19 protein-coding genes are annotated in these 20,018 nt (G+C 71.7%); 15 read left to right on the top strand and 4 right to left on the bottom strand.

The window, feature by feature from the left end:
- The first annotated feature begins 160 nt into the window (after positions 1 to 160).
- The 7 genes from AB0Q90_RS40285 to AB0Q90_RS40315 all read left to right on the top strand — a co-directional run bounded on the left by AB0Q90_RS40285 (position 161) and on the right by AB0Q90_RS40315 (position 5,314).
- Complete coding sequence (locus tag AB0Q90_RS40285; RefSeq protein WP_363165354.1) at positions 161 to 997, top strand: RodZ domain-containing protein; 837 nt, start codon at positions 161 to 163, stop codon at positions 995 to 997.
- An 85-nt stretch (positions 998 to 1,082) separates the two neighbouring features.
- Complete coding sequence (gene rimO / locus AB0Q90_RS40290) at positions 1,083 to 2,552, top strand: 30S ribosomal protein S12 methylthiotransferase RimO (protein ID WP_363165355.1); 1,470 nt, start codon at positions 1,083 to 1,085, stop codon at positions 2,550 to 2,552.
- A complete protein-coding gene (gene pgsA / locus AB0Q90_RS40295; RefSeq protein ID WP_363165356.1) occupies positions 2,549 to 3,262 on the top strand; it encodes a CDP-diacylglycerol--glycerol-3-phosphate 3-phosphatidyltransferase in 714 nt (237 codons plus the stop codon). Before rimO ends, pgsA begins: the two co-directional genes overlap by 4 nt.
- Positions 3,259 to 3,804 (top strand): CinA family protein, encoded by a 546-nt coding sequence (locus tag AB0Q90_RS40300; protein WP_363165357.1) that lies wholly within the window; start codon positions 3,259 to 3,261, stop codon positions 3,802 to 3,804. The genes pgsA and AB0Q90_RS40300 overlap by 4 nt, the downstream gene beginning before the upstream one ends.
- 109 nt (positions 3,805 to 3,913) lie before the next feature.
- A complete protein-coding gene (locus tag AB0Q90_RS40305; protein ID WP_110631461.1) occupies positions 3,914 to 4,294 on the top strand; it encodes a helix-turn-helix transcriptional regulator in 381 nt (126 codons plus the stop codon).
- Positions 4,295 to 4,454: 160 nt separating this feature from the next.
- Entirely contained in the window at positions 4,455 to 4,925 is a 471-nt protein-coding gene (locus tag AB0Q90_RS40310) for a DNA starvation/stationary phase protection protein (protein ID WP_363165402.1), read from the top strand.
- 110 nt (positions 4,926 to 5,035) lie between these two features.
- The gene (locus tag AB0Q90_RS40315) at positions 5,036 to 5,314 is read left to right on the top strand and encodes a hypothetical protein (RefSeq protein WP_363165358.1); all 279 of its coding nucleotides are present in this window, start codon (positions 5,036 to 5,038) and stop codon (positions 5,312 to 5,314) included.
- On the opposite strand, the gene AB0Q90_RS40320 is transcribed toward AB0Q90_RS40315, so the two are convergent.
- Genes AB0Q90_RS40320 through AB0Q90_RS40330 form a run of 3 tightly spaced genes read right to left on the bottom strand, consistent with a single transcriptional unit; the run spans position 5,262 to position 11,750 of the window.
- Complete coding sequence (locus AB0Q90_RS40320; RefSeq protein ID WP_363165359.1) at positions 5,262 to 6,023, bottom strand: SDR family NAD(P)-dependent oxidoreductase; 762 nt, start codon at positions 6,021 to 6,023, stop codon at positions 5,262 to 5,264. The two genes, AB0Q90_RS40315 and AB0Q90_RS40320, sit on opposite strands and share 53 nt — an antisense overlap.
- A 32-nt stretch (positions 6,024 to 6,055) precedes the next feature.
- Entirely contained in the window at positions 6,056 to 6,892 is an 837-nt protein-coding gene (locus AB0Q90_RS40325; protein ID WP_363165360.1) for a DNA-formamidopyrimidine glycosylase family protein, read from the bottom strand.
- 40 nt (positions 6,893 to 6,932) lie between these two features.
- A complete protein-coding gene (locus AB0Q90_RS40330) occupies positions 6,933 to 11,750 on the bottom strand; it encodes an ATP-dependent helicase (protein ID WP_363165361.1) in 4,818 nt (1,605 codons plus the stop codon).
- A 289-nt stretch (positions 11,751 to 12,039) separates the two neighbouring features.
- On the opposite strand from AB0Q90_RS40330, the gene AB0Q90_RS40335 reads away from it, so the two are divergent.
- Genes AB0Q90_RS40335 through AB0Q90_RS40345 form a run of 3 tightly spaced genes read left to right on the top strand, consistent with a single transcriptional unit; the run spans position 12,040 to position 13,918 of the window.
- Positions 12,040 to 13,032 (top strand): AraC family transcriptional regulator, encoded by a 993-nt coding sequence (locus AB0Q90_RS40335; protein ID WP_363165362.1) that lies wholly within the window; start codon positions 12,040 to 12,042, stop codon positions 13,030 to 13,032.
- The gene (locus AB0Q90_RS40340; protein ID WP_363165363.1) at positions 12,930 to 13,613 is read left to right on the top strand and encodes an AzlC family ABC transporter permease; all 684 of its coding nucleotides are present in this window, start codon (positions 12,930 to 12,932) and stop codon (positions 13,611 to 13,613) included. The genes AB0Q90_RS40335 and AB0Q90_RS40340 overlap by 103 nt, the downstream gene beginning before the upstream one ends.
- On the top strand, positions 13,610 to 13,918 hold the full coding sequence (locus tag AB0Q90_RS40345) for an AzlD domain-containing protein (protein ID WP_363165364.1): 309 nt from the start codon (positions 13,610 to 13,612) through the stop codon (positions 13,916 to 13,918). The genes AB0Q90_RS40340 and AB0Q90_RS40345 overlap by 4 nt, the downstream gene beginning before the upstream one ends.
- A gap of 4 nt (positions 13,919 to 13,922) precedes the next feature.
- Here the strand turns inward: AB0Q90_RS40345 and AB0Q90_RS40350 are convergent, their stop codons facing one another.
- Positions 13,923 to 14,867, bottom strand: a complete 945-nt coding sequence (locus AB0Q90_RS40350; protein WP_363165365.1) for a hypothetical protein — start codon at positions 14,865 to 14,867, stop codon at positions 13,923 to 13,925.
- An 80-nt stretch (positions 14,868 to 14,947) separates the two neighbouring features.
- On the opposite strand from AB0Q90_RS40350, the gene AB0Q90_RS40355 reads away from it, so the two are divergent.
- The 5 genes from AB0Q90_RS40355 to AB0Q90_RS40375 all read left to right on the top strand — a co-directional run bounded on the left by AB0Q90_RS40355 (position 14,948) and on the right by AB0Q90_RS40375 (position 19,906).
- The gene (locus tag AB0Q90_RS40355; RefSeq protein ID WP_363165366.1) at positions 14,948 to 15,142 is read left to right on the top strand and encodes a DUF3046 domain-containing protein; all 195 of its coding nucleotides are present in this window, start codon (positions 14,948 to 14,950) and stop codon (positions 15,140 to 15,142) included.
- Between the two features lie 59 nt (positions 15,143 to 15,201).
- Positions 15,202 to 16,470: an AI-2E family transporter gene (locus AB0Q90_RS40360; protein WP_363165367.1), complete on the top strand. Its 1,269-nt coding sequence runs from the start codon at positions 15,202 to 15,204 to the stop codon at positions 16,468 to 16,470.
- 263 nt (positions 16,471 to 16,733) lie between these two features.
- Positions 16,734 to 17,855: a recombinase RecA gene (recA, locus tag AB0Q90_RS40365; RefSeq protein ID WP_363165368.1), complete on the top strand. Its 1,122-nt coding sequence runs from the start codon at positions 16,734 to 16,736 to the stop codon at positions 17,853 to 17,855.
- 3 nt (positions 17,856 to 17,858) lie between these two features.
- Complete coding sequence (gene recX, locus AB0Q90_RS40370) at positions 17,859 to 18,665, top strand: recombination regulator RecX (protein ID WP_363165369.1); 807 nt, start codon at positions 17,859 to 17,861, stop codon at positions 18,663 to 18,665.
- Between the two features lie 272 nt (positions 18,666 to 18,937).
- The gene (locus tag AB0Q90_RS40375) at positions 18,938 to 19,906 is read left to right on the top strand and encodes a sugar ABC transporter substrate-binding protein (RefSeq protein WP_363165370.1); all 969 of its coding nucleotides are present in this window, start codon (positions 18,938 to 18,940) and stop codon (positions 19,904 to 19,906) included.
- The last annotated feature ends 112 nt before the right edge of the window (positions 19,907 to 20,018 follow it).

The following is a 20,018-nucleotide window of genomic DNA, read 5'->3' on the forward strand; positions in this document are numbered from 1 at the left end:
TACGTCAAGTTGAGGGAAGCGAAAAGCTCGTGCCCCGCCATCGGTGTGTCCGGCCATACCGATGGCGTACAAAGTCCCACCGCCCGGTTGCCCCACCCTTTCGCACCCCCCCTAAACTGAACCTCCAGCACAGGTGGCTACACGCTCGAAAGGCGCCCCCGTGTCCATCGGCAACTCCCCTGAAGACGAGCGTCCGTTCGAAGACGTTTCCGAGGAAGCCCACCTCTCCGTCGGCCGTGCGCTGCAGCAGGCGCGTATCGCCGCCGGGCTGACCGTCGACGACGTCAGCAACGCCACCCGGGTCCGCATCGCCATCGTGCATGCCATCGAGGCGGACGACTTCGCTCCCTGCGGCGGGGACGTCTATGCCCGAGGGCACATCCGGACCCTGGCCAAGGCCGTGGGCCTCGATCCGGCCCCGCTGCTCGCCCAGTACGACGCGGACCACGGCGGGCGCCCGGCGCCGACCCCCGCGGCCCCGCTGTTCGAGGCGGAACGCATCCGTCCGGAGCGGCGCGGGCCGAACTGGACCGCGGCCATGGTCGCCGCGATCGTCGCCGTGATCGGCTTCGTCGGGTTCACCGCCTTCAAGGGTGACGACGAGGGCGGCAAGACGCAGGTCGCCGAGGGCTCCACGCCCTCGACCGACAAGTCCGCCACGACCAAGCCGAAGACCGAGAAGCCCGAGGACCCCAAGGCGGAGCCGTCCGACAGCGCCATCGCCGCCGCGCCCCAGGACAAGGTGACCGTCCAGGTCAGCGCCCCCGACGGCAAGAGCTGGATCTCCGCCAAGGACCACAACGGCCGGCTGCTCTTCGACGGCCTGCTCCAGCAGGGCGAATCCAAGACCTTCCAGGACAGCGAGAAGATCAACCTCGTCCTCGGCGACGCCGGCGCGATCCAGCTGTATGTCAACGGCAAGAAGATCGACGACGACTGGCAGCCGGGCGCGGTGGAGCGCCTGACGTATACGAAGGGCGACCCTCAGGTCGGCTGAGAGGGTGCATGTGCGTACGGGGTTGGCCAAGATCGGCCAACCCCGTCGACGTGGGGTGTCAGTCAGACAAAGTAGTCTTGAGCCCATGCCTGAACGCCGTACCGTCGCACTCGTCACTCTTGGCTGCGCCCGCAACGAGGTGGACTCGGAGGAGCTCGCAGGCCGCTTGGAGGCGGACGGCTGGGACCTCGTGGAGGACGCCGCACAAGCGGATGTCGCGGTCGTCAACACCTGCGGCTTCGTCGACGCCGCCAAGAAGGACTCCGTCGACGCCCTCCTGGAGGCGAACGATCTCAAGGGGCACGGCAGAACCCAGGCCGTCGTGGCGGTGGGCTGCATGGCCGAGCGGTACGGCAAGGACCTCGCCGAGGCCCTCCCCGAGGCCGACGGCGTGCTCGGCTTCGACGACTACGCCGACATCTCCGACCGCCTGCAGACCATCCTGAACGGCGGCATCCACGCCTCGCACACCCCGCGCGACCGGCGCAAGCTGCTGCCGATCAGCCCGGCCGAGCGGCAGGAGTCGGCCGCCGAGGTCGCGCTGCCCGGGCACGGCCCGGCGGACCTCCCCGACGGCCTCGCGCCCGCCTCGGGCCCCCGCGCGCCTCTGCGCCGCCGGCTCGACGGCGCCCCGGTCGCCTCGGTCAAGCTCGCCTCCGGCTGCGACCGGCGCTGCTCCTTCTGCGCCATCCCGTCCTTCCGCGGCTCCTTCATCTCGCGCCGCCCCTCGGACGTGCTCAACGAGGCCCGCTGGCTGGCCGAGCAGGGCGTCAAGGAGATCATGCTGGTCTCCGAGAACAACACCTCCTACGGCAAGGACCTGGGCGACATCCGCCTGCTGGAGTCACTGCTGCCCGAGCTCGCCGACGTCGACGGCCTTGAGCGGGTGCGCGTCAGCTACCTCCAGCCGGCCGAGATGCGGCCCGGCCTCATCGACGTACTGACCTCGACCCCCAAGGTCACCCCGTACTTCGACCTCTCCTTCCAGCACTCCGCCCCGGGCGTGCTGCGTGCGATGCGCCGCTTCGGCGACACCGACCGCTTCCTGGAGTTGCTCGACACCATCCGGAGCAAGGCCCCCCAGGCGGGTGTGCGCTCCAACTTCATCGTGGGCTTCCCCGGTGAGAGCGAGGCCGACCTGGCCGAGCTGGAGCGTTTCCTCAATGGCGCGCGGCTGGACGCCATCGGTGTCTTCGGCTACTCCGACGAGGAGGGCACGGAAGCGGCGACGTACGAGAACAAGCTCGACGAGGACGTCGTCGCCGAGCGGCTGGCGCGGGTCTCGCGGCTCGCCGAGGAGCTTGTCTCGCAGCGGGCCGAGGAGCGCCTGGGCGAGACCGTGCACGTCCTCGTGGAGTCGATCGACGAGGACGGTGTGTACGGCCGTGGGGCGCACCAGGCGCCGGAGACGGACGGCCAGGTGCTGCTCACGAGCGGCGAAGGCCTCGATGTCGGTCGTATGGTCGAGGCGAAGGTGGTCGGCACGGAGGGTGTCGACCTGGTGGCCGAGCCGTTGCAGGGCATGCTCGCACGGAGCGAGGAGGCGGGCAGATGACCGGAGTCCCGGCCTCCGCCGCGGGCGGCTCCTCCAAGGCGACACCGGCGGGCTCGGCCTCCGGCGAACCCGGGGGCGCGAAGCCCGCCCGGGGCGGGAAGATCGCGGCGGCGGCCGTCAACCAGGCCAGCGTCTGGAACATCGCCAACCTGCTGACCATGCTCCGGCTGCTGCTGGTGCCCGCGTTCGTCGCGCTGATGCTGGCCGACGGCGGATACGACCCGGCGTGGCGTTCGCTCGCCTGGGCGGCCTTCGCCATCGCCATGATCACCGACCTGTTCGACGGGCATCTGGCCCGCACGTACAACCTCGTCACCGACTTCGGGAAGATCGCCGACCCCATCGCCGACAAGGCGATCATGGGTGCGGCGCTGATCTGTCTGTCGGCGCTCGGCGATCTGCCGTGGTGGGTGACGGCCGTGATCCTCGGCCGGGAACTCGGGATCACGCTGCTGCGTTTTCTTGTCATCCGGTACGGCGTCATCCCGGCGAGCCGGGGCGGCAAGCTCAAGACCCTCACCCAGGGCGTGGCCGTCGGGATGTACATCCTGGCGCTGACGGGGTGGCTGGCCACTCTGAGGTGGTGGGTGATGGCTGCGGCGGTCGTCCTGACCGTGGTCACCGGGCTCGACTATGTAAGACAGGCCATTGTGCTGCGCAGGCAGGGAATCGCCGAGCGCAAGGCAGCGTTGGAGGAGACGGAAGCGTGAGTTCCGTGGCCGCCGACGTGGTGCGACTACTGACGGTGAGGGGCGAGACCGTCGCCGTCGCCGAGTCGCTCACCGGTGGCCTGGTTGCGGCGGAGATCACAGCGACCCCCGGGGCCTCCAAGGCCTTCCGGGGTTCGGTGACCGCCTACGCCACCGAACTCAAGCACGAACTGCTCGGTGTCGACGCCACCCTGCTGGCGCAGCGAGGAGCGGTGGATCCGCAGGTCGCAGCCCAGATGGCGGCCGGCGTCCGCAAGGCTCTGAGCGCCGACTGGGGCATCGCGACGACCGGCGTCGCGGGGCCCGAGAAGCAGGACGGGCAGCCCGTGGGGACGGTTTTCGTGGCCGTCGACGGGCCCCGCACAGCGGATTCCGCGGCCTTCAGTGGCGGGAAAGTGGCCTCGCTGCGGTTGAACGGCGACCGGGCGGAAATTCGTATGGAGAGTGTACGGAGCGTACTCGCACTGCTTCTTCAGGAGCTTGCGGGCGAACAGACCGGGAATGAGCGGGCACAGGATACGGAACAGAACGGGGGGTTTTGATGTTTGCAGCCCTGAGTGAACACGACATCGCTCCCCGCACGGCCGCGGCGCAAGGCGGTACGGTGGGGCGTGAAGGATGCGGCTACGCGGTCCGAGGAGGGAGCCACCGATGATTCTGCTCCGTCGCCTGTTGGGTGACGTGCTGCGTCGGCAGCGCCAGCGCCAGGGCCGTACTCTGCGCGAAGTCTCCTCGTCCGCCCGAGTCTCACTCGGCTATCTCTCCGAGGTGGAGCGGGGGCAGAAGGAGGCATCCTCCGAGCTGCTCGCCGCCATCTGCGACGCGCTGGACGTACGGATGTCCGAGCTCATGCGGGAAGTGAGCGACGAGCTCGCCCTCGCGGAGCTGGCCCAGTCTGCTGCGGCCACACCCAGCGAGCCCGTGCCCACGTCGGTCCGTCCGATGCTGGGTTCCGTCTCGGTGACCGGTGTGCCACCGGAACGGGTGACCATCAAGGCGCCCGCGGAGGCCGTGGACGTGGTCGCCGCGTGAGCTTCACGTGCGACGGCGCATGAACTGACCATGCGCTGAGGAAGTGTGCGAAGCCCCGGCCGGGGTTTCTCCAGGCGAACTGGAGAGGCGACGGCCGGGGCTTTCGTGCATCGTGGAGGGCGTGGGACTCGGGGCCGAGCACAGCGATCGGAGCATGTGGATGTACGTCGTGAAGAGCCCGTTGTCCGACGCCGACCTGAAGACCGTGTCCGAGGCGCTGCAAGGCGCGCTGGTCGACCTGGTGGACCTCGCCCTGGTGGCGAAGCAGATCCACTGGAACGTGGTCGGGCCGCGCTTCCGTTCCGTCCATCTCCAGCTCGACGAGGTCGTGGACACCGCGCGGATGCACTCCGACACGGTGGCCGAGCGGGCCTCGGCGCTGGGTGTCCCGCCCGACGGGCGCGCCGCGACGGTGGCCGCCGGCAGCGGCATCGGGGCGGTTGCCGACGGCTGGGTCAAGGACACGGACGCGGTCGGCACGCTCGTGAACGCGCTCGGAGCGGTGATCGTCCGGATGCGCGAGCGCGTGCAGGCTACCGGGGAGGCCGATCCGGTCAGCCAGGACCTCTTCATCGGGATCACGGCGGACCTGGAGAAGCATCACTGGATGTTCCGGGCCGAGAACGGCTGACACACGGCGAGGGCACCGGACGGTCTGCTTCCGTGTGCCGCCGGTGCGCCCTCCCGGTGGCCGAGGGCGGCGGACCAGCATCGGGCTCATCGGGCTGGAGGAGGCGGGCCATGGCGGGGCGGATAGTGCGCTGGGGGGCTGCTCTCGGGCTCGGGGCGCTGTGGTGGTGGGCCGTGCTGCGGCTCGCGGTGGCGCCGGACGCCGGAGTGCTGGAGGGGGCGGTCGCGGCCGGCGGCTGGGGGCTGAGTCTGCTGCCGGTGCACTGTGTGCCCAAGGCGCGGGCGGCGGGTGCCCTGGCCGCCGGGCGCTGGGCTCGGGCCTGGCGGGCGGCCGGGGTCACCACGGCATCGCCACACCGCCGTTCGGACGCAGGATCTGACCCGTCGTGAAGGCCGACGCGTCGCAGGCCAGGTGCAGTACGGCGTGGGCGACGTCCTCCGGTTCGCCGACCCGGCCCAGCGGCGACATCCGGGCCATGAGCGCCTCGGTGCGCGCCTGGGTCTCGCCGTGGCGGTCGGTCATGGGGGTGCGGATCCAGCCCGGCGCGACCGCGTTGACGCGGATGCCGTGGCGGCCGACCTCGGCGGCCAGGGTCTTCGTCAGCTGGACGACCGCCGCCTTGGCCGCGCCGTAGCAGAGCAGGCCGGGGCCGCCGGTGTCCACGGCGCCCGAGGCCATGGTGATGATGCTGCCCCTGACGTGCCGGGCGAGCATCAGGCGGGCGGCCTCCTGGCAGGCGTAGAGCACGCCCTTGAAGTTGACGTTCAGGACGCGGTCGAGGTCCTCGTCGCTGGTCTCCAGGACGGGGCTGCTGTGCATGATCCCGGCGACGGCGGCCATCACGTCCAGGGTTCCGCAGCTTTCGACCGCCTGTTTGAGCTGGGTGCGGTCCGTGACGTCGAGGGGGTGGGTGCGGGCGGTGCCGCCGCGGTCCTTGATCAGGGTCGCCGTCTCGTGCAGGCCCTGCGCGTCGCGGTCCGCGCAGTGCACGGTGGCGCCCGCCTCGGCGAGGAGGACGGCCGAGGCGCGGCCGATGCCGCTCGCGGCGCCCGTGACGAATGCGGTGCGTCCGGTGAGGTCGTACGCGCTGACGGCCATGGGGGGACGGTACGAGGGTTTCTGACGGGACGTCAATTAGTCGGGCGGCGTGGGTTCTTGCGTGCGGGGCCGGGGGTCGGGGCCGGACCGGACTGGCACGTGGGGCACCAGTAGGTGGGGCGCTCGCGGGAGCCGTCGCCCTGGTCGGCGGAGCGGATCGGGGTGTGGCAGCGCAGGCAGGGGCGGGGCGCGCGGCCGTAGACGAACAGGTCCTGGCCGCGGCGGCCCGTGGTGCTGCGGACCGGGCGGTCGCGATTGGCCTCCAGGAGCTTCTTGGCGAGCACGGGGAGTTTCGCGGCGCGGTCGGCCGGGAGTGCGCCGGCCGGGAGCCAGGGGGTGACGCCGAGCAGGAAGCAGAGCTCGCTCTTGTAGATGTTGCCGATGCCGGCGAGGTTGCGCTGGTCGAGGAGGGCCTCGCCGAGGGGGCGGGCGGGGTCCTTCAGCACGTTCGCGAGGGCCAGTTCGGGATCCCAGTCCGGGCCCAGGAGGTCGGGGCCGAGGTGGCCGACGGCCCGGGACTCGTCGGTGGTGCGGAGCAGTTCGAGGACCGGGAGACGGTAGCCGACGGCGGTGCGGTCGGCCGTGGCGAGGACGGCGCGGATCTGGTGGGTGGGGCCGCCGCTCCAGCGCTGACGGGTGCCGTAGACCTTCCAGGCGCCGTCCATGCCGAGGTGGGAGTGCAGGGTCAGGCCGCCCTCTACGCGGGTGAGGAGGTGCTTGCCGCGCGGGGTGACGTCGAGGACCGTGCGGCCCGTGAGGTCGGCCGTGGCCAGCTTGGGCACCCTCAGGTCGCTGCGGGTCAGCACCTCGCCGGCGAGGGCGCCGTGCAGACGCTGCGCGGCCTGCCAGACCGTGTCTCCTTCGGGCATGGGTCAAGGGTGGCACGGGGCTTCCACCGCGGGGGGCGGGTCAGGCGCGGAGGCGTAGGCCGCGGGGAGTGGCGATGAAGCCTGCTCCTTCCAGGAGGGCACCGATGGGGGAGGTCAGGGCCGAGGTGCCGTTGACGCGCTCGACCGTGACGGTGCCGAGCGAGCCTGCGCGGGCCGCCGCGGCGAGCGCATCCGCGGCTGCCCCCAGGCGGGGGTCGTCGGCGGGGGTGTCGTCCGGGGCGGTGGGCCAGGCCAGCAGGGTCTTGCCGCCGCGCTCCATGTAGAGGGTCAGTTCGCCGTCGACCAGGACCACCAGCGAACCCGCCTTGCGGCCCGGCTTGTGCCCGGCGCCGGTCGGGGGCTCGGGCCAGGCCAGGGCGGCGCCGTACGCGTTCGCCGGGTCGGCGGCGGCGAGGACCACGGCACGGGAGTCGGGGGCGGGGCGCGGCCGGTGGCCGACGGGGTGGGCGTAGTCGCGGGGGGAGACGTACTCGTCCGGCCTGGCGGGGATGTGGGGGGTGTCCCAGGCTTCGGCCGGGTCGAAGGGGTCGAAGACCCCGGTGTTCGCGAAGGGGTCGTCGGAGGAGGCGGGGGCCGGGCCCGGGAGGCTCTCGCCGCGGTCCCGGGCGTTCGCCACCGCGCGCAGGCGGTCCACCGCGCCGTCCATCGCGAACTGGGCGGCGCCCAGCCCCTCCACCACGTAGCCGCGCCGGGCCTGGCCGCTCTCCTCGAACACGGACAGGATGCGGTACGTCGCCGAGAAGCCGCCCTCGACGCCCTCCGCGGCGACCGCTCCCCGCGTCACCACGCCGTGCCGGTCGAGGAGGGTGCGGGCCAGGGCGTGGGCGCGGACGGTGGGGTCGGCCTCGTGGGCCGGGAGCAGGGACCAGCGGCCGGCGACCGTCGGCGGGCCCGTGCGGGACGCGGAGCGGGCGGCGGCCGTGAGGGAGCCGTAGCGCCCGCGCGGGACGGTGCGCTTGGCGCGGTGGGCCGTGGAGCCTGCGGTGCGGCCCGAGCCGAGCAGGGAGCGCATGGGGGCCAGCGTGTCGTTCGTCAGCCGGCCCGACCAGGCCAGGTCCCAGATGGTGTCGGCGAGTTGGGGGTCGGTGACGTCCGGGTGCGTGGTGGCGCGGACCTGGTCGGCGATCTGCCGGAAGAACAGGCCGTAGCCGCCGGACAGCGCGTCCAGGACGGACTGGTGGAGCGCCGTCAGCTCCAGGGGGTGGGGCGGGGGCAGCAGCAGGGGAGCCGCGTCCGCCATGTAGAGGGAGACCCAGCCGTCCTTGCCGGGGAGGGCGCCTGCTCCGGCCCACACCACCTCTCCGGCCGCGGTCAGCTCGTCGAGCATGGCGGGCGTGTAGTTCGCGACGCGGGACGGCAGGACGAGCTTCTCCAGGGCGGAGGCGGGTACCGAGGCGCCCTGCAACTGCTCTACGGCGCGCACGAGTCCGTCGATACCGCGCAGTCCGTGGCCCTTGCCGATGTGCTGCCACTGGGGGAGGAACTGGGCGAGGGCGGCAGGGGAGACGGGTTCGAGTTCGTGGCGCAGGGCGGCCAGGGAGCGGCGGCGCAGCCGGCGCAGGACGGCCGCGTCGCACCACTCCTGGCCGATGCCGGCCGGATGGAACTCGCCCTGTACGACCCTTCCCGTCGCGGCGAGCCGCTGGAGGGCCCCTTCGGTGACCGCGACACCGAGGCCGAAGCGGGCCGCCGCCGCGACCGACGTGAACGGGCCGTGGGTGCGGGCGTAGCGCGCGAGGAGGTCGCCCAGGGGGTCCTTCACCGGCTCCGTGAAGGCCTCCGGGACGCCGACCGGCAGCGCGGTGCCGAGGGCGTCGCGCAGGCGGCCGGCATCCTCGATCGCCGCCCAGTGGTCGGCGCCGGCGATGCGGACCCGGATGGTGCGGCGGGCGGCGGCCAGCTCCTGGGCCCACTGCGGTTCGGCGCCCCGCTCGGCCAGCTCGGCGTCGGTGAGCGGGCCGAGCAGGCGCAGGATGTCCGCGACACCCTCGGGGTCCTTGACGCGGCGGTCCTCGCTGAGCCACTGGAGCTCCCGCTCCAGCTCGGTGAGCACCTCGGCGTCGAGCAGTTCGCGCAGCTCCGCCTGGCCGAGCAGTTCGGCCAGCAGCCGGGAGTCGAGGGAGAGAGCGGCGGCGCGGCGTTCGGCGAGCGGGGAGTCGCCCTCGTACAGGAACTGGGCGACGTATCCGAACAGGAGCGAGCGGGCGAAGGGGGACGGCTCGGGGGTGGTGACCTCGACCAGGCGTACCTTGCGGGACTCCAGGTCGCCCATAAGCTCGGTGAGCCCGGGGACGTCGAAGACGTCCTGGAGGCATTCGCGGACCGCCTCCAGGACGATCGGGAACGAGCCGAACTCACTGGCCACCTGAAGCAGTTGGGCCGCGCGCTGGCGCTGCTGCCACAGGGGGGTGCGCTTGCCGGGGTTGCGGCGCGGCAGCAGCAGGGCGCGGGCCGCGCACTCGCGGAAGCGGGAGGCGAACAGGGCCGAGCCGCCCACCTGGTCGGTGACGATCTGGTCGACGTCGCCCTTGTCGAAGACGACGTCGGCCGCTCCGACGGGGGCCTGGTCCGCGTCGTACTCCGTGCCGATCTTCGCCGGTTCCTGGTCGAGCAGTTCGAGGCTCATCAGGTCGGCGTCGGGCAGGCGCAGGACGATGCCGTCGTCGGCGTGCATGACCTGCGCGTCCATGCCGTAGCGCTCGGACAGGCGGGCGCCGAGCGCCAGGGCCCACGGGGCGTGCACCTGGGCGCCGAAGGGGGAGTGCACGACGACCCGCCAGTCGCCGAGCTCGTCCCGGAAGCGCTCCACGACGATGGTGCGGTCGTCGGGGATGTGGCCGCAGGCCTCGCGCTGTTCGTCCAGGTAGGACAGGACGTTGTCCGCGGCCCAGGCGTCCAGACCCGCGGCGAGCAGGCGCAGACGGGCGTCCTCCTTGGTGAGCGAGCCGACCTCGCGCAGGAACGCGCCCACCGCGCGGCCCAGTTCGAGCGGGCGGCCCAGCTGGTCGCCCTTCCAGAAGGGGAGCCTGCCGGGGACGCCGGGGGCGGGGGAGACCAGGACGCGGTCGCGGGTGATGTCCTCGATGCGCCAGGAGCTGGTGCCGAGCGTGAAGACGTCGCCGACCCGGGACTCGTAGACCATCTCCTCGTCGAGTTCGCCGACCCGGCCGCCGCCCTTCTTGGGGTCGGAGCCCGCGAGGAAGACCCCGAACAGGCCGCGGTCGGGGATCGTGCCACCGGAGGTGACGGCGAGGCGCTGTGCTCCGGGGCGGCCGGTGATGGTGCCCGCGACTCGGTCCCACACCACGCGGGGGCGCAGTTCCGCGAAGGCGTCGGAAGGGTAGCGGCCGGCGAGCATGTCGAGGACCGCTGTGAAGGCCGATTCGGGGAGGGAGGCGAACGGGGCGGCTCGGCGGACGGTGGCCAGGAGGTCGTCGAGCTGCCAGGTGTCCATTGCCGTCATGGCGACGAGTTGCTGGGCCAGGACGTCCAGGGGGTTGGCCGGGACGCGCAGGGATTCGATGGACCCTGTGCGCATGCGCTCGGTGACCACGGCCGCCTGGACGAGGTCGCCCCGGTACTTCGGGAAGACCACGCCGGTGGAGACCGCGCCCACCTGGTGTCCGGCGCGGCCCACTCGTTGGAGGCCGGAGGCCACGGAGGGCGGGGACTCGACCTGGACGACCAGGTCCACCGCGCCCATGTCGATGCCCAGTTCGAGGCTGGAGGTGGCCACGACGGCGGGGAGACGGCCCGCCTTGAGGTCCTCCTCGACGAGCGCGCGCTGTTCCTTGGAGACCGAGCCGTGGTGGGCGCGGGCGATGACCGGGGGCGCGCCCTGGGCGGCGCCCGAGCCGCCCATCAGCTCGGCGGGGGCGTGGTGTTCGTCCAGAGGCTCGCCCGTTGCGCGCTCGTATGCGATCTCGTTCAGGCGGTTGCACAGGCGCTCCGCCAGGCGGCGGGAGTTCGCGAAGACGATCGTGGAACGGTGGGCCTGGACGAGGTCGGTGATGCGCTCCTCGACGTGCGGCCAGATCGACGGGCGTTCCGCGCCTTCGTTGCCGTCGGCCACGGGGGAGCCGCCGAGTTCGCCGAGGTCCTCGACGGGGACCACCACCGAGAGGTCGAACTCCTTGCCCGACTTCGGCTGGACGATCTCCACCTTGCGGCGGGGGGAGAGGTAGCGGGCGACCTCGTCGACCGGGCGGACGGTCGCGGAGAGGCCGATGCGGCGGGCCGGCTTCGGGAGGAGTTCGTCCAGGCGCTCCAGGGTGAGGGCGAGGTGGGCGCCGCGCTTGGTGCCCGCGACCGCGTGCACCTCGTCCAGGATCACCGTCTCGATGCCGGTCAGTGCGTCTCGGGTGGCCGAGGTCAGCATGAGGAACAGGGACTCGGGGGTGGTGATCAGGATGTCCGGGGGGCGGGTGGACAGGGCGCGGCGCTCGGCTGGAGGGGTGTCGCCCGAGCGGATGCCGACTTTTACCTCGGGCTCGGGCTGGCCGAGGCGTACGGATTCCTGGCGGATGCCGGTCAGGGGGCTGCGGAGGTTGCGCTCGACGTCCACCGCGAGGGCCTTGAGCGGGGAGACGTACAGGACGCGGCAGCGCTTCTTGGGGTCGGCGGGTGGGGGTGTCGAGGCGAGCTGGTCGAGGGCGGCGAGGAAGGCGGCCAGGGTTTTGCCGGAGCCGGTGGGGGCGACGACGAGGACGTCCGAGCCCTCGCGGATGGCCTGCCATGCGCCTGCCTGGGCCGCGGTGGGCGCGTCGAAGGCGCCCGTGAACCAGCCGCGGGTGGCGGGGGAGAAGCCGTCCAGGGCTCGGTGTGCATTGCTGGCCATGCGTCCATCCTGCACCGGGGGACTGACAATGGGGTTGAGCTGGGCTGACCGCTCCGGGATGCCTGCGGCGGCCCGTTGCGGTTCGGGGGGTGCGCGTTGCGCCTCGTGTGCGGTTGGGGGTCGGGGCCGCGCCGGGGGGTGTCCGTCCTCGGACCGGCGGTGCTGTGGGTTTGGGGGGTGCTGTGTCCTAGCGCCGGCCTCTGCGGGCGGACACCCCCCGGCACGTCCCCTTCCCGCCGTGGGCGGCTGCGGCGCCGTGTCCCTGGCCCTGGTGGCGGACACTGGGGGCATGCGTTCGGGTTCCGGTTCGGGTGAGCAGGCGCGGCACTGGCGGTACGGGGAGTTGCCCGGTGTTGATCTGCTGCGGGCTCGGTACATCCGGAAGACGTTTGTGCGGCATACGCATGAGCACTTTGTGATCGCTGCCATTACCGAGGGGGTGGAGGTTTTTCATCATCGGGGGGCCGATCAGTACGCGGGGTCGGGGGCTCTTGCGCTGGTCAATCCCGATACTCCGCATACCGGGCGGGCCGGGGTGCCCGAGGGGTGGAGGTATGGGGCCGTGTATCCGTCTCCGGAGGTGGTGGCGGAGATTGCGGCCGAGACCGTGGCCATACGCGGGACGCCTGGGTTTGTTTCGCCGGTGCTCGATGATCCGTATGCCGTGTCGCTCGTGCATAAGGTGCTGCGTGCCGCTGAGGACGGGAACGGGCTGGCTGCCGACACGCTGTTGCGGGTGGCTGTGACTCGGCTGCTTCGGTTGAACGGCGGGGCGATGCCGCGGCGGGAGGTGCGGACGGCGGGTGCTCGGGTCGCGGCTCGTGCGCGTGAGGTGCTCCTTGAGCGGATGGCCGAGCCGCCGTCCCTTGAGCAGTTGGCCGGGGAGTTCGGTGTCAGTCCCTTTGCGCTGTTGCGTGCCTTCCGGGACGCCTATGGGATGCCGCCGCATGCCTGGCTGACGGATGCCCGGGTACGGCGGGCTCGGCGGCTGTTGGAGGAGGGGGTGGCGCCGGGGGAGGCGGCCGTTGTTGTGGGGTTCACGGATCAGCCGCATCTGAACCGGCACTTCACGCGGATCGTGGGGGTGCCTCCGGGGGCCTATCAGCGGGAGCGCAAGAACGTACAAGACGTGCGGGGGCGGCTGCTCCTACCGTCCGGGGCGTGGTCGAGCAAACAGTTGTGGAGATACGGGACGGTGGAGGGAAGCCGGACTCCGCCGTCGTCCGGGACGCCCTCGGAGTCGGGGTCGCCGTGGGGCTCTCCGGGTTCGCCTTCGGGGTGACCTCGGCGGGTAGCGGATTGACGTTGTGGCAGACGTGTGCGCTCAGTCTGCTGGTTTTTACGGGGGCCTCGCAGTTCGCGTTGGTGGGCGCGCTGGCGGCGGGTGGGGGTGTGTTGACCGCGGCCGCCGGGGCCTTCTTTCTGGGGGTGCGCAACGCCTTCTACGGGCTGCGTCTGTCGCAGGTGCTTGTTCTGTCGGCTGCCGTGCGTCCGTTTGCTGCCCAGTGGGTCATTGACGAGACGGCGGCCGTCGCGCTTGCGCAGCCCTCGCGGCGGAGTGCGCGGATCGGGTTCGTGGTGACCGGGCTGAGTCTCTATGTGCTGTGGAATCTCACGACTCTGGGGGGCGCGTTGGGGGCGGAGGCCATCGGGGACACCGATGCCTGGGGGCTCGACGCGGCCGGGCCCGCTGTCTTCCTGGCGCTGCTCGCGCCCATGCTGACGAGCGCGACCGAGCGTGCGGTCGCCGGGGGTGCCGTGGTGCTGGGGCTCGGGCTGCTGCCCGTTCTGCCGGCCGGGGTGCCGGTGCTGGTGGCCGCGCTGTCGGCTCCTGTTGTGCTGTGGGTCCGGGGGCGGCGTTGAACATCTGGATCGCTGTCGGGGTGACCGCTGTCGGCTGTTACGCGGTCAAGCTCGCGGGGCTGCTGGTGCCGGCGGGGGTTCTGGAGAAGCCGCTCGTCAGGCGGCTGGCCGCGCTGCTGCCCGTTGCTCTGCTCGCCGCGCTCACGGCTCAGCAGACGTTCGCTGACGGGCGGGCGCTGGTGTTGGACGCGAGGGCGGCCGGGGTCGCGGCTGCTGCTGTGGCGTTGGTGCTGCGGGCGCCGTTTCTGGTGGTGGTCGGGGCGGCCGTGGTCGTGACTGCGGGGGTGCGGGCCTTGAGTGGGTGAGCCCTCAGCCGATGGCCCGGCCGTACGCCCTCAGGGTGCACAGGGCCGCGACCGTCACCATGGGGCGTGCCTCCAGGGAGGGGGCAGGGGCCCACTGGCGCCAGCGGATCGGCCAGCCGCCGTCCTCCTGCTGCTCGCCGGTGAGGAAGTCCAGGGAGCGCGTCATTTCGTCGTCGGTGAACCACGCGCGCGCGAGGGAGTGCGGGGTCTTCGCGTAGTCGTGCGGGAAGTGGTGCTCGGCGGGCGCGTAGCCGGGTGCGACCGGGTACGCGTCGAGGTCGTCCGGGTCCAGGGCCGCGAGCCGGTTCTCGCGCACCAGGCGGCCGAGACGGTCGGCGGCCGCTTCCGCGCGCGGGCGGTCGGGGGCGGAGTCCAGGAAGGCCACGGCGGCCTCGATCTCGTACGGGTGGGACTCCTCCAGGGACTCGACGGCCTGCCAGCAGAAGTCCGTGGCGCGGAACAGCCAGGCGTGCCACACCTCGTTGCGGTGCAGCAGGCCGACCACCGGTCCGGTGGCCAACAGCTCGCTGGGCGGGTCGTCCACGACCGGGATGAACGGGGCCGCCGGGTAGCCGCGCTGACTGGGATCGATCGCCGGCAGCGCGCCGTCGGGGGTGGAGACCGAGGTCAGATAGCGGCACACGCGCTCCACGCGCTGTCCCCCGCAGCGCCCGACGGCATCCAGTACGTGCAGGGCGTGCGCGGTGTGCAGCGGCTGGCTGACCGGGCCGCGCAGATCGGGCTCCAGGGCGTGCCCGTAGCCGCCGTCCTCGTTGCGGTAGGCGTCCAGCGCGGTCTCCACGGGGTCGGCTCCGCCGTGCAGGAAGTGGTACGCGAAGAGGCGTTGCTCCAGCACGCGCGCGGTGAGCCACATGAACTGCTCGGCGCGGAAGAGCGGGGGGTGCGCCGGGGGCGTCGGGGGGAGTGGGGAAGCTCCTGTTTCGGCCATGCGTCAGACCGTAGGGCGGAAAGCGTTCTCGGCAAGGGGTACCGGCTCGGACCCACTCTCAGGGGCGGGATACTGATGCCATGAGGTTGACGGTCTTCTGGGAGCGGATGGCGGAGCATTTCGGTACGGGCTACGCCGAGACCTTCGCGCACGATCACGTCATGTCGGAGCTCGGCGGACGCACCGTGCACGAGGCACTGAACGCCGGCTGGGAGGCCAAGGACGTGTGGCGAGTCATCTGCCACGTCATGAACGTGCCACAGGAACAGCGTTGACAGGTCACGAAGATCGCACGACGGCATCGATTGTCGGCGGCGTGGGCGAGACTTGCTCCGTGGCACCCACTGACGACACCGGGCAGCTCGCCCAGCAGGCATCCCCGTACGGAACGACGCCGCCGAACCGGCCCCCGGTCGACGGCGGCGCCAGGCCGAACGCCCGTATGCCCCGCTGGCTGCCGCGCGCCATGGTGCTCGCCCTCGCGCTCGTCGGCGCGTTCCAGCTGGGCAGCTGGGCCTTCCACCAGCTCACCGGGCTGCTGATCAACATCCTGATCGCGTTCTTCCTGGCCCTGGCCATCGAGCCCGCCGTGAGCTGGATGGCCGGACGGGGAATGCGCAGGGGACTGGCCACCGGGCTGGTCTTCCTCGCCGTCATAGTGGTGTCCGCCGGCTTCGTCACACTGCTCGGCTCGATGCTCGCCGGCCAGATCATCAAGATGGTCGAGGGATTCCCGGACTACCTCGACTCCGTCATCAACTGGATCAACACGCACTTCCAGACCGATCTGAAGCGGGTGGACATCCAGGAGGGGCTGCTGCGCTCCGACTGGCTGCGCAACTACGTGCAGAACAGCGCCACGGGCGTGCTGGACGTGTCCGCCCAGGTCATCGGCGGTCTCTTCCAGCTGCTGACGATCACGCTGTTCTCGTTCTACTTCGCCGCGGACGGCCCGCGGCTGCGTCGCGCCCTGTGCTCCGTGCTGCCGCCCGCCAAGCAGGCGGAGGTGCTGCGTGCGTGGGAGATCGCGGTGAACAAGACCGGCGGCTATCTGTACTCGCGCGGTCTGATGGCGCTCATCTCCGGGATCGCGCACTACATCCTGTTGCAGTTCCTGGGCGTGCCCTACGCGCCCGTGCTCGCCGTCTGGGTAGGGCTGGTCTCGCAGTTCATCCCCACCATCGGCACCTATCTGGCGGGCGCCCTGCCCATGCTGATCGCCTTCACGGTCGACCCCTGGTACGCGCTGTGGGTGCTGATCTTCGTGGTGGTCTACCAGCAGTTCGAGAACTACGTGCTCCAGCCCAAGCTGACCTCGAAGACCGTCGACGTGCACCCCGCGGTCGCCTTCGGTTCCGTCATCGCGGGCACGGCCCTGCTCGGTGCGGTGGGCGCCCTGATCGCGATCCCGGCCGTCGCCACGCTGCAGGCGTTCCTCGGGGCGTACGTGAAGCGCTACGACGTCACGGACGACCCCCGGGTCCACGGGCACCGGGGACGGGGAGCGGGTGCGGGCCGGTTCTCGCGCGCGCGGGGGCTGTGGGAACGGCGGCCGGGGGCCGCCCGGGCGGACGCGGCGGAGGGCTCTTCCGCGGGCGGGTGAACCACTCCGCCCAGGGGCCCGCCGACCGGTTGCCGGTGTGCGAACGCAGTCTTCGGGATGCCGCGTGGTGCGCTTGACACGAAAATCGAACATCCATTCTCATGGAGGCTCCGGCGAGGCTTTCGGCGGGCGTTTTGCCATGGTTTTGATGGGGAAGTGCCCGAGTTATCCACAGGCTGGACGGGCGTCGGGGCGCATTGTCAGTGGCAGGCGTTAGCGTCTTTGACGTGAAGCGATCGACTCAAGCAAATCGGGTGGAACCCATGGCAGGAACCGACCGCGAGAAGGCCCTGGATGCCGCACTCGCACAAATTGAACGGCAATTCGGCAAGGGCGCGGTCATGCGCCTGGGCGAGCGGCCGAACGAGCCCATCGAGGTCATCCCCACCGGGTCGACCGCGCTCGACGTCGCCCTCGGCGTCGGCGGCCTGCCGCGCGGCCGCGTGGTGGAGGTGTACGGTCCGGAGTCCTCCGGTAAGACCACGCTGACCCTGCACGCGGTGGCGAACGCCCAGAAGGCGGGTGGCCAGGTCGCCTTCGTGGACGCGGAGCACGCCCTCGACCCCGAGTACGCGAAGAAGCTCGGCGTCGACATCGACAACCTGATCCTCTCCCAGCCCGACAACGGCGAGCAGGCCCTGGAGATCGTGGACATGCTGGTCCGCTCCGGCGCCCTCGACCTCATCGTCATCGACTCCGTCGCCGCGCTCGTCCCGCGCGCGGAGATCGAGGGCGAGATGGGCGACAGCCACGTCGGTCTGCAGGCCCGTCTGATGAGCCAGGCCCTGCGGAAGATCACCAGTGCGCTCAACCAGTCGAAGACCACGGCGATCTTCATCAACCAGCTCCGCGAGAAGATCGGCGTGATGTTCGGCTCCCCGGAGACCACGACCGGTGGCCGGGCGCTGAAGTTCTACGCCTCGGTGCGTATCGACATCCGTCGCATCGAGACCCTGAAGGACGGCACGGAGGCGGTCGGCAACCGCACCCGTTGCAAGGTCGTCAAGAACAAGGTCGCGCCGCCCTTCAAGCAGGCCGAGTTCGACATCCTCTACGGCCAGGGCATCAGCCGTGAGGGCGGTCTGATCGACATGGGCGTGGAGCACGGCTTCGTCCGCAAGGCCGGCGCCTGGTACACGTACGAGGGCGACCAGCTCGGCCAGGGCAAGGAGAACGCGCGCAACTTCCTCAAGGACAACCCCGACCTGGCCAACGAGATCGAGAAGAAGATCAAGGAGAAGCTGGGCGTCGGCGTACGTCCGGAGGAGCCGGCCGCCGAGCCGGGCGCGGACGCCGCGGGCTCCGCCGCCGACGACGCCGCGAAGACGGTGCCGGCTCCGGCGGCCAAGGCCGCCAAGACCAAGGCCGCGGTGGCCAAGAGCTGACCCGTGACGCGACGAACGGACTGGGCCGAGTACACCTACCCGGAGCCGCCGCGCGAGGCCGGCACCGGCGACGGTGGGTACGGCGATGACGCGGCCCAGGGCACGGACGAACCGTACGGCGACGGGCGCCGGGTGAGTGGCGGTTCGGCGTTCGGGGCCGATGGGCTCGCCGGCGGCTCGCGCCGGGGGGCCGGCGGGGCCGGGGGCGCGGGCGGCGCCCGGGGGCGTCGTCGGCGCGGTCGCGAAGAGCCGTTCGGTGAGGACGGAGGTGTCTCCGCCTCGTCGAGGGCCGAGAAGGAGGAGCCTCCGGCGGACCCGGTGGAGCGGGCACGGGCGATCTGTCTGCGCCTGCTCACCGGGACCCCGCGCACGCGCAAGCAACTCGCGGACGCCCTGCGCAAGCGGGAGATCCCGGACGAGGCCGCCGAGGAGGTGCTGTCGCGGTTCGAGGAGGTCGGACTGATCAACGACAGTGCCTTCGCGGACGCCTGGGTGGAGTCACGGCACCACGGGCGGGGGCTGGCCCGCCGTGCGCTCGCCCGGGAACTGCGGACCAAGGGCGTCGACTCCTCGCTGATCGACGAGGCCGTAGGACAGCTCGACTCCGAGCAGGAAGAGGCGACGGCACGCGAACTCGTCGCCCGCAAACTCCGCTCCACACGCGGCCTCGACCGCGACAAGAGAATCCGCCGCCTCGCCGGCATGCTCGCCCGCAAGGGCTATCCCGAAGGCATGGCCCTCCGGGTGGTCCGCCAGGCACTGGAGTCCGAGGGCGAGGACACGGAGTTCGTGGGGGACGAGGGGTACTGAGCGGGGCGGGCGTGGGTGGGCCTCGACGGGCGTGGGGCCGGGCGGGTGCCGAGCACCGCTGCCGCGTGCGTCGGTCCATCACCTCCGGCGATCGTCCTGCCGTATGCAGCATTACCTTGCGCGCCCGGAAGGGTGAGTGTCCGTGCCGCGGCTGTACCGTCTGCTGCCGTCGCGCGGACGTCCCGAGCCTGTGCCGGCTCCCCAGTCTGTGACCCCACCGACGCATCGAACCCGCACAGGCCCCTCCCGTACGCCCGAAAGGCAGTCCCGCCATGCCTCAACGCGCCCGCCGCCGAAGAACCCTGACCGTGTCGGTGCTCGGCGGCAGTCTGCTCCTCGGCGGCTGCGATGTGCTTCAGCCCGAGGCCGAGGACCGGGCCGACGGCCCACTCACGCTCGGCTTCGTCAACGGCGGTACCACGCAGTTCCACAACTGCCTGGAGGCGTCCGTGGAGAACACGGCCCGGAACAACCTCGCCGAGGTCCATGTCGCCAACTCCCGCCAGGACGCGGCGAGAGAGCTGGCCAACATCGAGGACATGATCGCTCGCGGCGTGGACGCGATCATCGTGCAGACGGTCGACGTCGACGCCCTCCACGACGACATCGCCAAGGCCGCGAAGGCGGATGTCCCCGTCTTTCTCACCTCGGTCGTCCCCGAGGACGTGGCGGACATCCTGGGCGCCGTCGTCGTCGACCTCGACCACGTCGGCCGTCTGGACGCCGGCTGGATAGGGAAGGACGCCGCCGGCCGGGACGTCCGGGTCGGCATCGTCGCCGGTGCACCGGGCGCCGCCTCCGACCTCCTGGTGGGCGGCTTCAAGGCCGCCCTCCCCGCCAACGCGGAGGTCGTCGCGAACGAGCCGGGCATGTTCGAGCCCGCCAGGGCCCGGGACGTAGCCACGGACATGATCCGCACCCACCCCGACCTCGACTACGCCTTCGTCGCCAACGAGGAGATGGCCTTCGCCGTACGCAAGGCCTTCGACGCGGCCGGTGCGAAGGACGTCGCGATCGTGACGGTCAACGGCACGGACAAGGGCCTGGCCGCCCTCAAGGACGGCCGTTTCGCGGCCACGGTCGCCAACTCGCCCGCCGACACCGGCGAGTTGGCGGTGACGAACGCCATCGCCCTGCTGCGCGGCTGGGAGGCCGACAGGATCGCCGAGACTCCCGTCCGCCTTGTCACCCGGAGCAACGCGGACACCGCCCCGCTCTACTGCCCTTCCGGGGGCCTGTGACCATCGCCGGCGAGCCCGGGGCCGTCGCAAGCGGTCGGCAGCCCGCACACCGCCCCGCTCCAACGCTCCTCCGACGTCCTCCGACCGTCCACCGCCGAGCCCGGCCCCGCCC

The sequence above is a fragment of the Streptomyces sp. NPDC079141 genome (assembly GCF_040686775.1).
Lineage (GTDB): Bacteria > Actinomycetota > Actinomycetes > Streptomycetales > Streptomycetaceae > Streptomyces.

Excerpts from the sequence above, each read along its gene's own strand:
- rimO (WP_363165355.1), top strand. The coding sequence starts at position 1,083 with ATGCCTGAACGCCGTACCGTCGCACTCGTCACTCTTGGCTGCGCCCGC.
- pgsA (WP_363165356.1), top strand. The coding sequence starts at position 2,549 with ATGACCGGAGTCCCGGCCTCCGCCGCGGGCGGCTCCTCCAAGGCGACA.
- AB0Q90_RS40305 (WP_110631461.1), top strand. The coding sequence starts at position 3,914 with ATGATTCTGCTCCGTCGCCTGTTGGGTGACGTGCTGCGTCGGCAGCGC.
- AB0Q90_RS40310 (WP_363165402.1), top strand. The coding sequence starts at position 4,455 with ATGTACGTCGTGAAGAGCCCGTTGTCCGACGCCGACCTGAAGACCGTG.
- AB0Q90_RS40315 (WP_363165358.1), top strand. The coding sequence starts at position 5,036 with ATGGCGGGGCGGATAGTGCGCTGGGGGGCTGCTCTCGGGCTCGGGGCG.
- AB0Q90_RS40320 (WP_363165359.1), bottom strand. The coding sequence starts at position 6,023 with ATGGCCGTCAGCGCGTACGACCTCACCGGACGCACCGCATTCGTCACG.
- AB0Q90_RS40325 (WP_363165360.1), bottom strand. The coding sequence starts at position 6,892 with ATGCCCGAAGGAGACACGGTCTGGCAGGCCGCGCAGCGTCTGCACGGC.
- AB0Q90_RS40330 (WP_363165361.1), bottom strand. The coding sequence starts at position 11,750 with ATGGCCAGCAATGCACACCGAGCCCTGGACGGCTTCTCCCCCGCCACC.
- AB0Q90_RS40335 (WP_363165362.1), top strand. The coding sequence starts at position 12,040 with ATGCGTTCGGGTTCCGGTTCGGGTGAGCAGGCGCGGCACTGGCGGTAC.
- AB0Q90_RS40350 (WP_363165365.1), bottom strand. The coding sequence starts at position 14,867 with ATGGCCGAAACAGGAGCTTCCCCACTCCCCCCGACGCCCCCGGCGCAC.
- AB0Q90_RS40355 (WP_363165366.1), top strand. The coding sequence starts at position 14,948 with ATGAGGTTGACGGTCTTCTGGGAGCGGATGGCGGAGCATTTCGGTACG.
- recA (WP_363165368.1), top strand. The coding sequence starts at position 16,734 with ATGGCAGGAACCGACCGCGAGAAGGCCCTGGATGCCGCACTCGCACAA.
- AB0Q90_RS40375 (WP_363165370.1), top strand. The coding sequence starts at position 18,938 with ATGCCTCAACGCGCCCGCCGCCGAAGAACCCTGACCGTGTCGGTGCTC.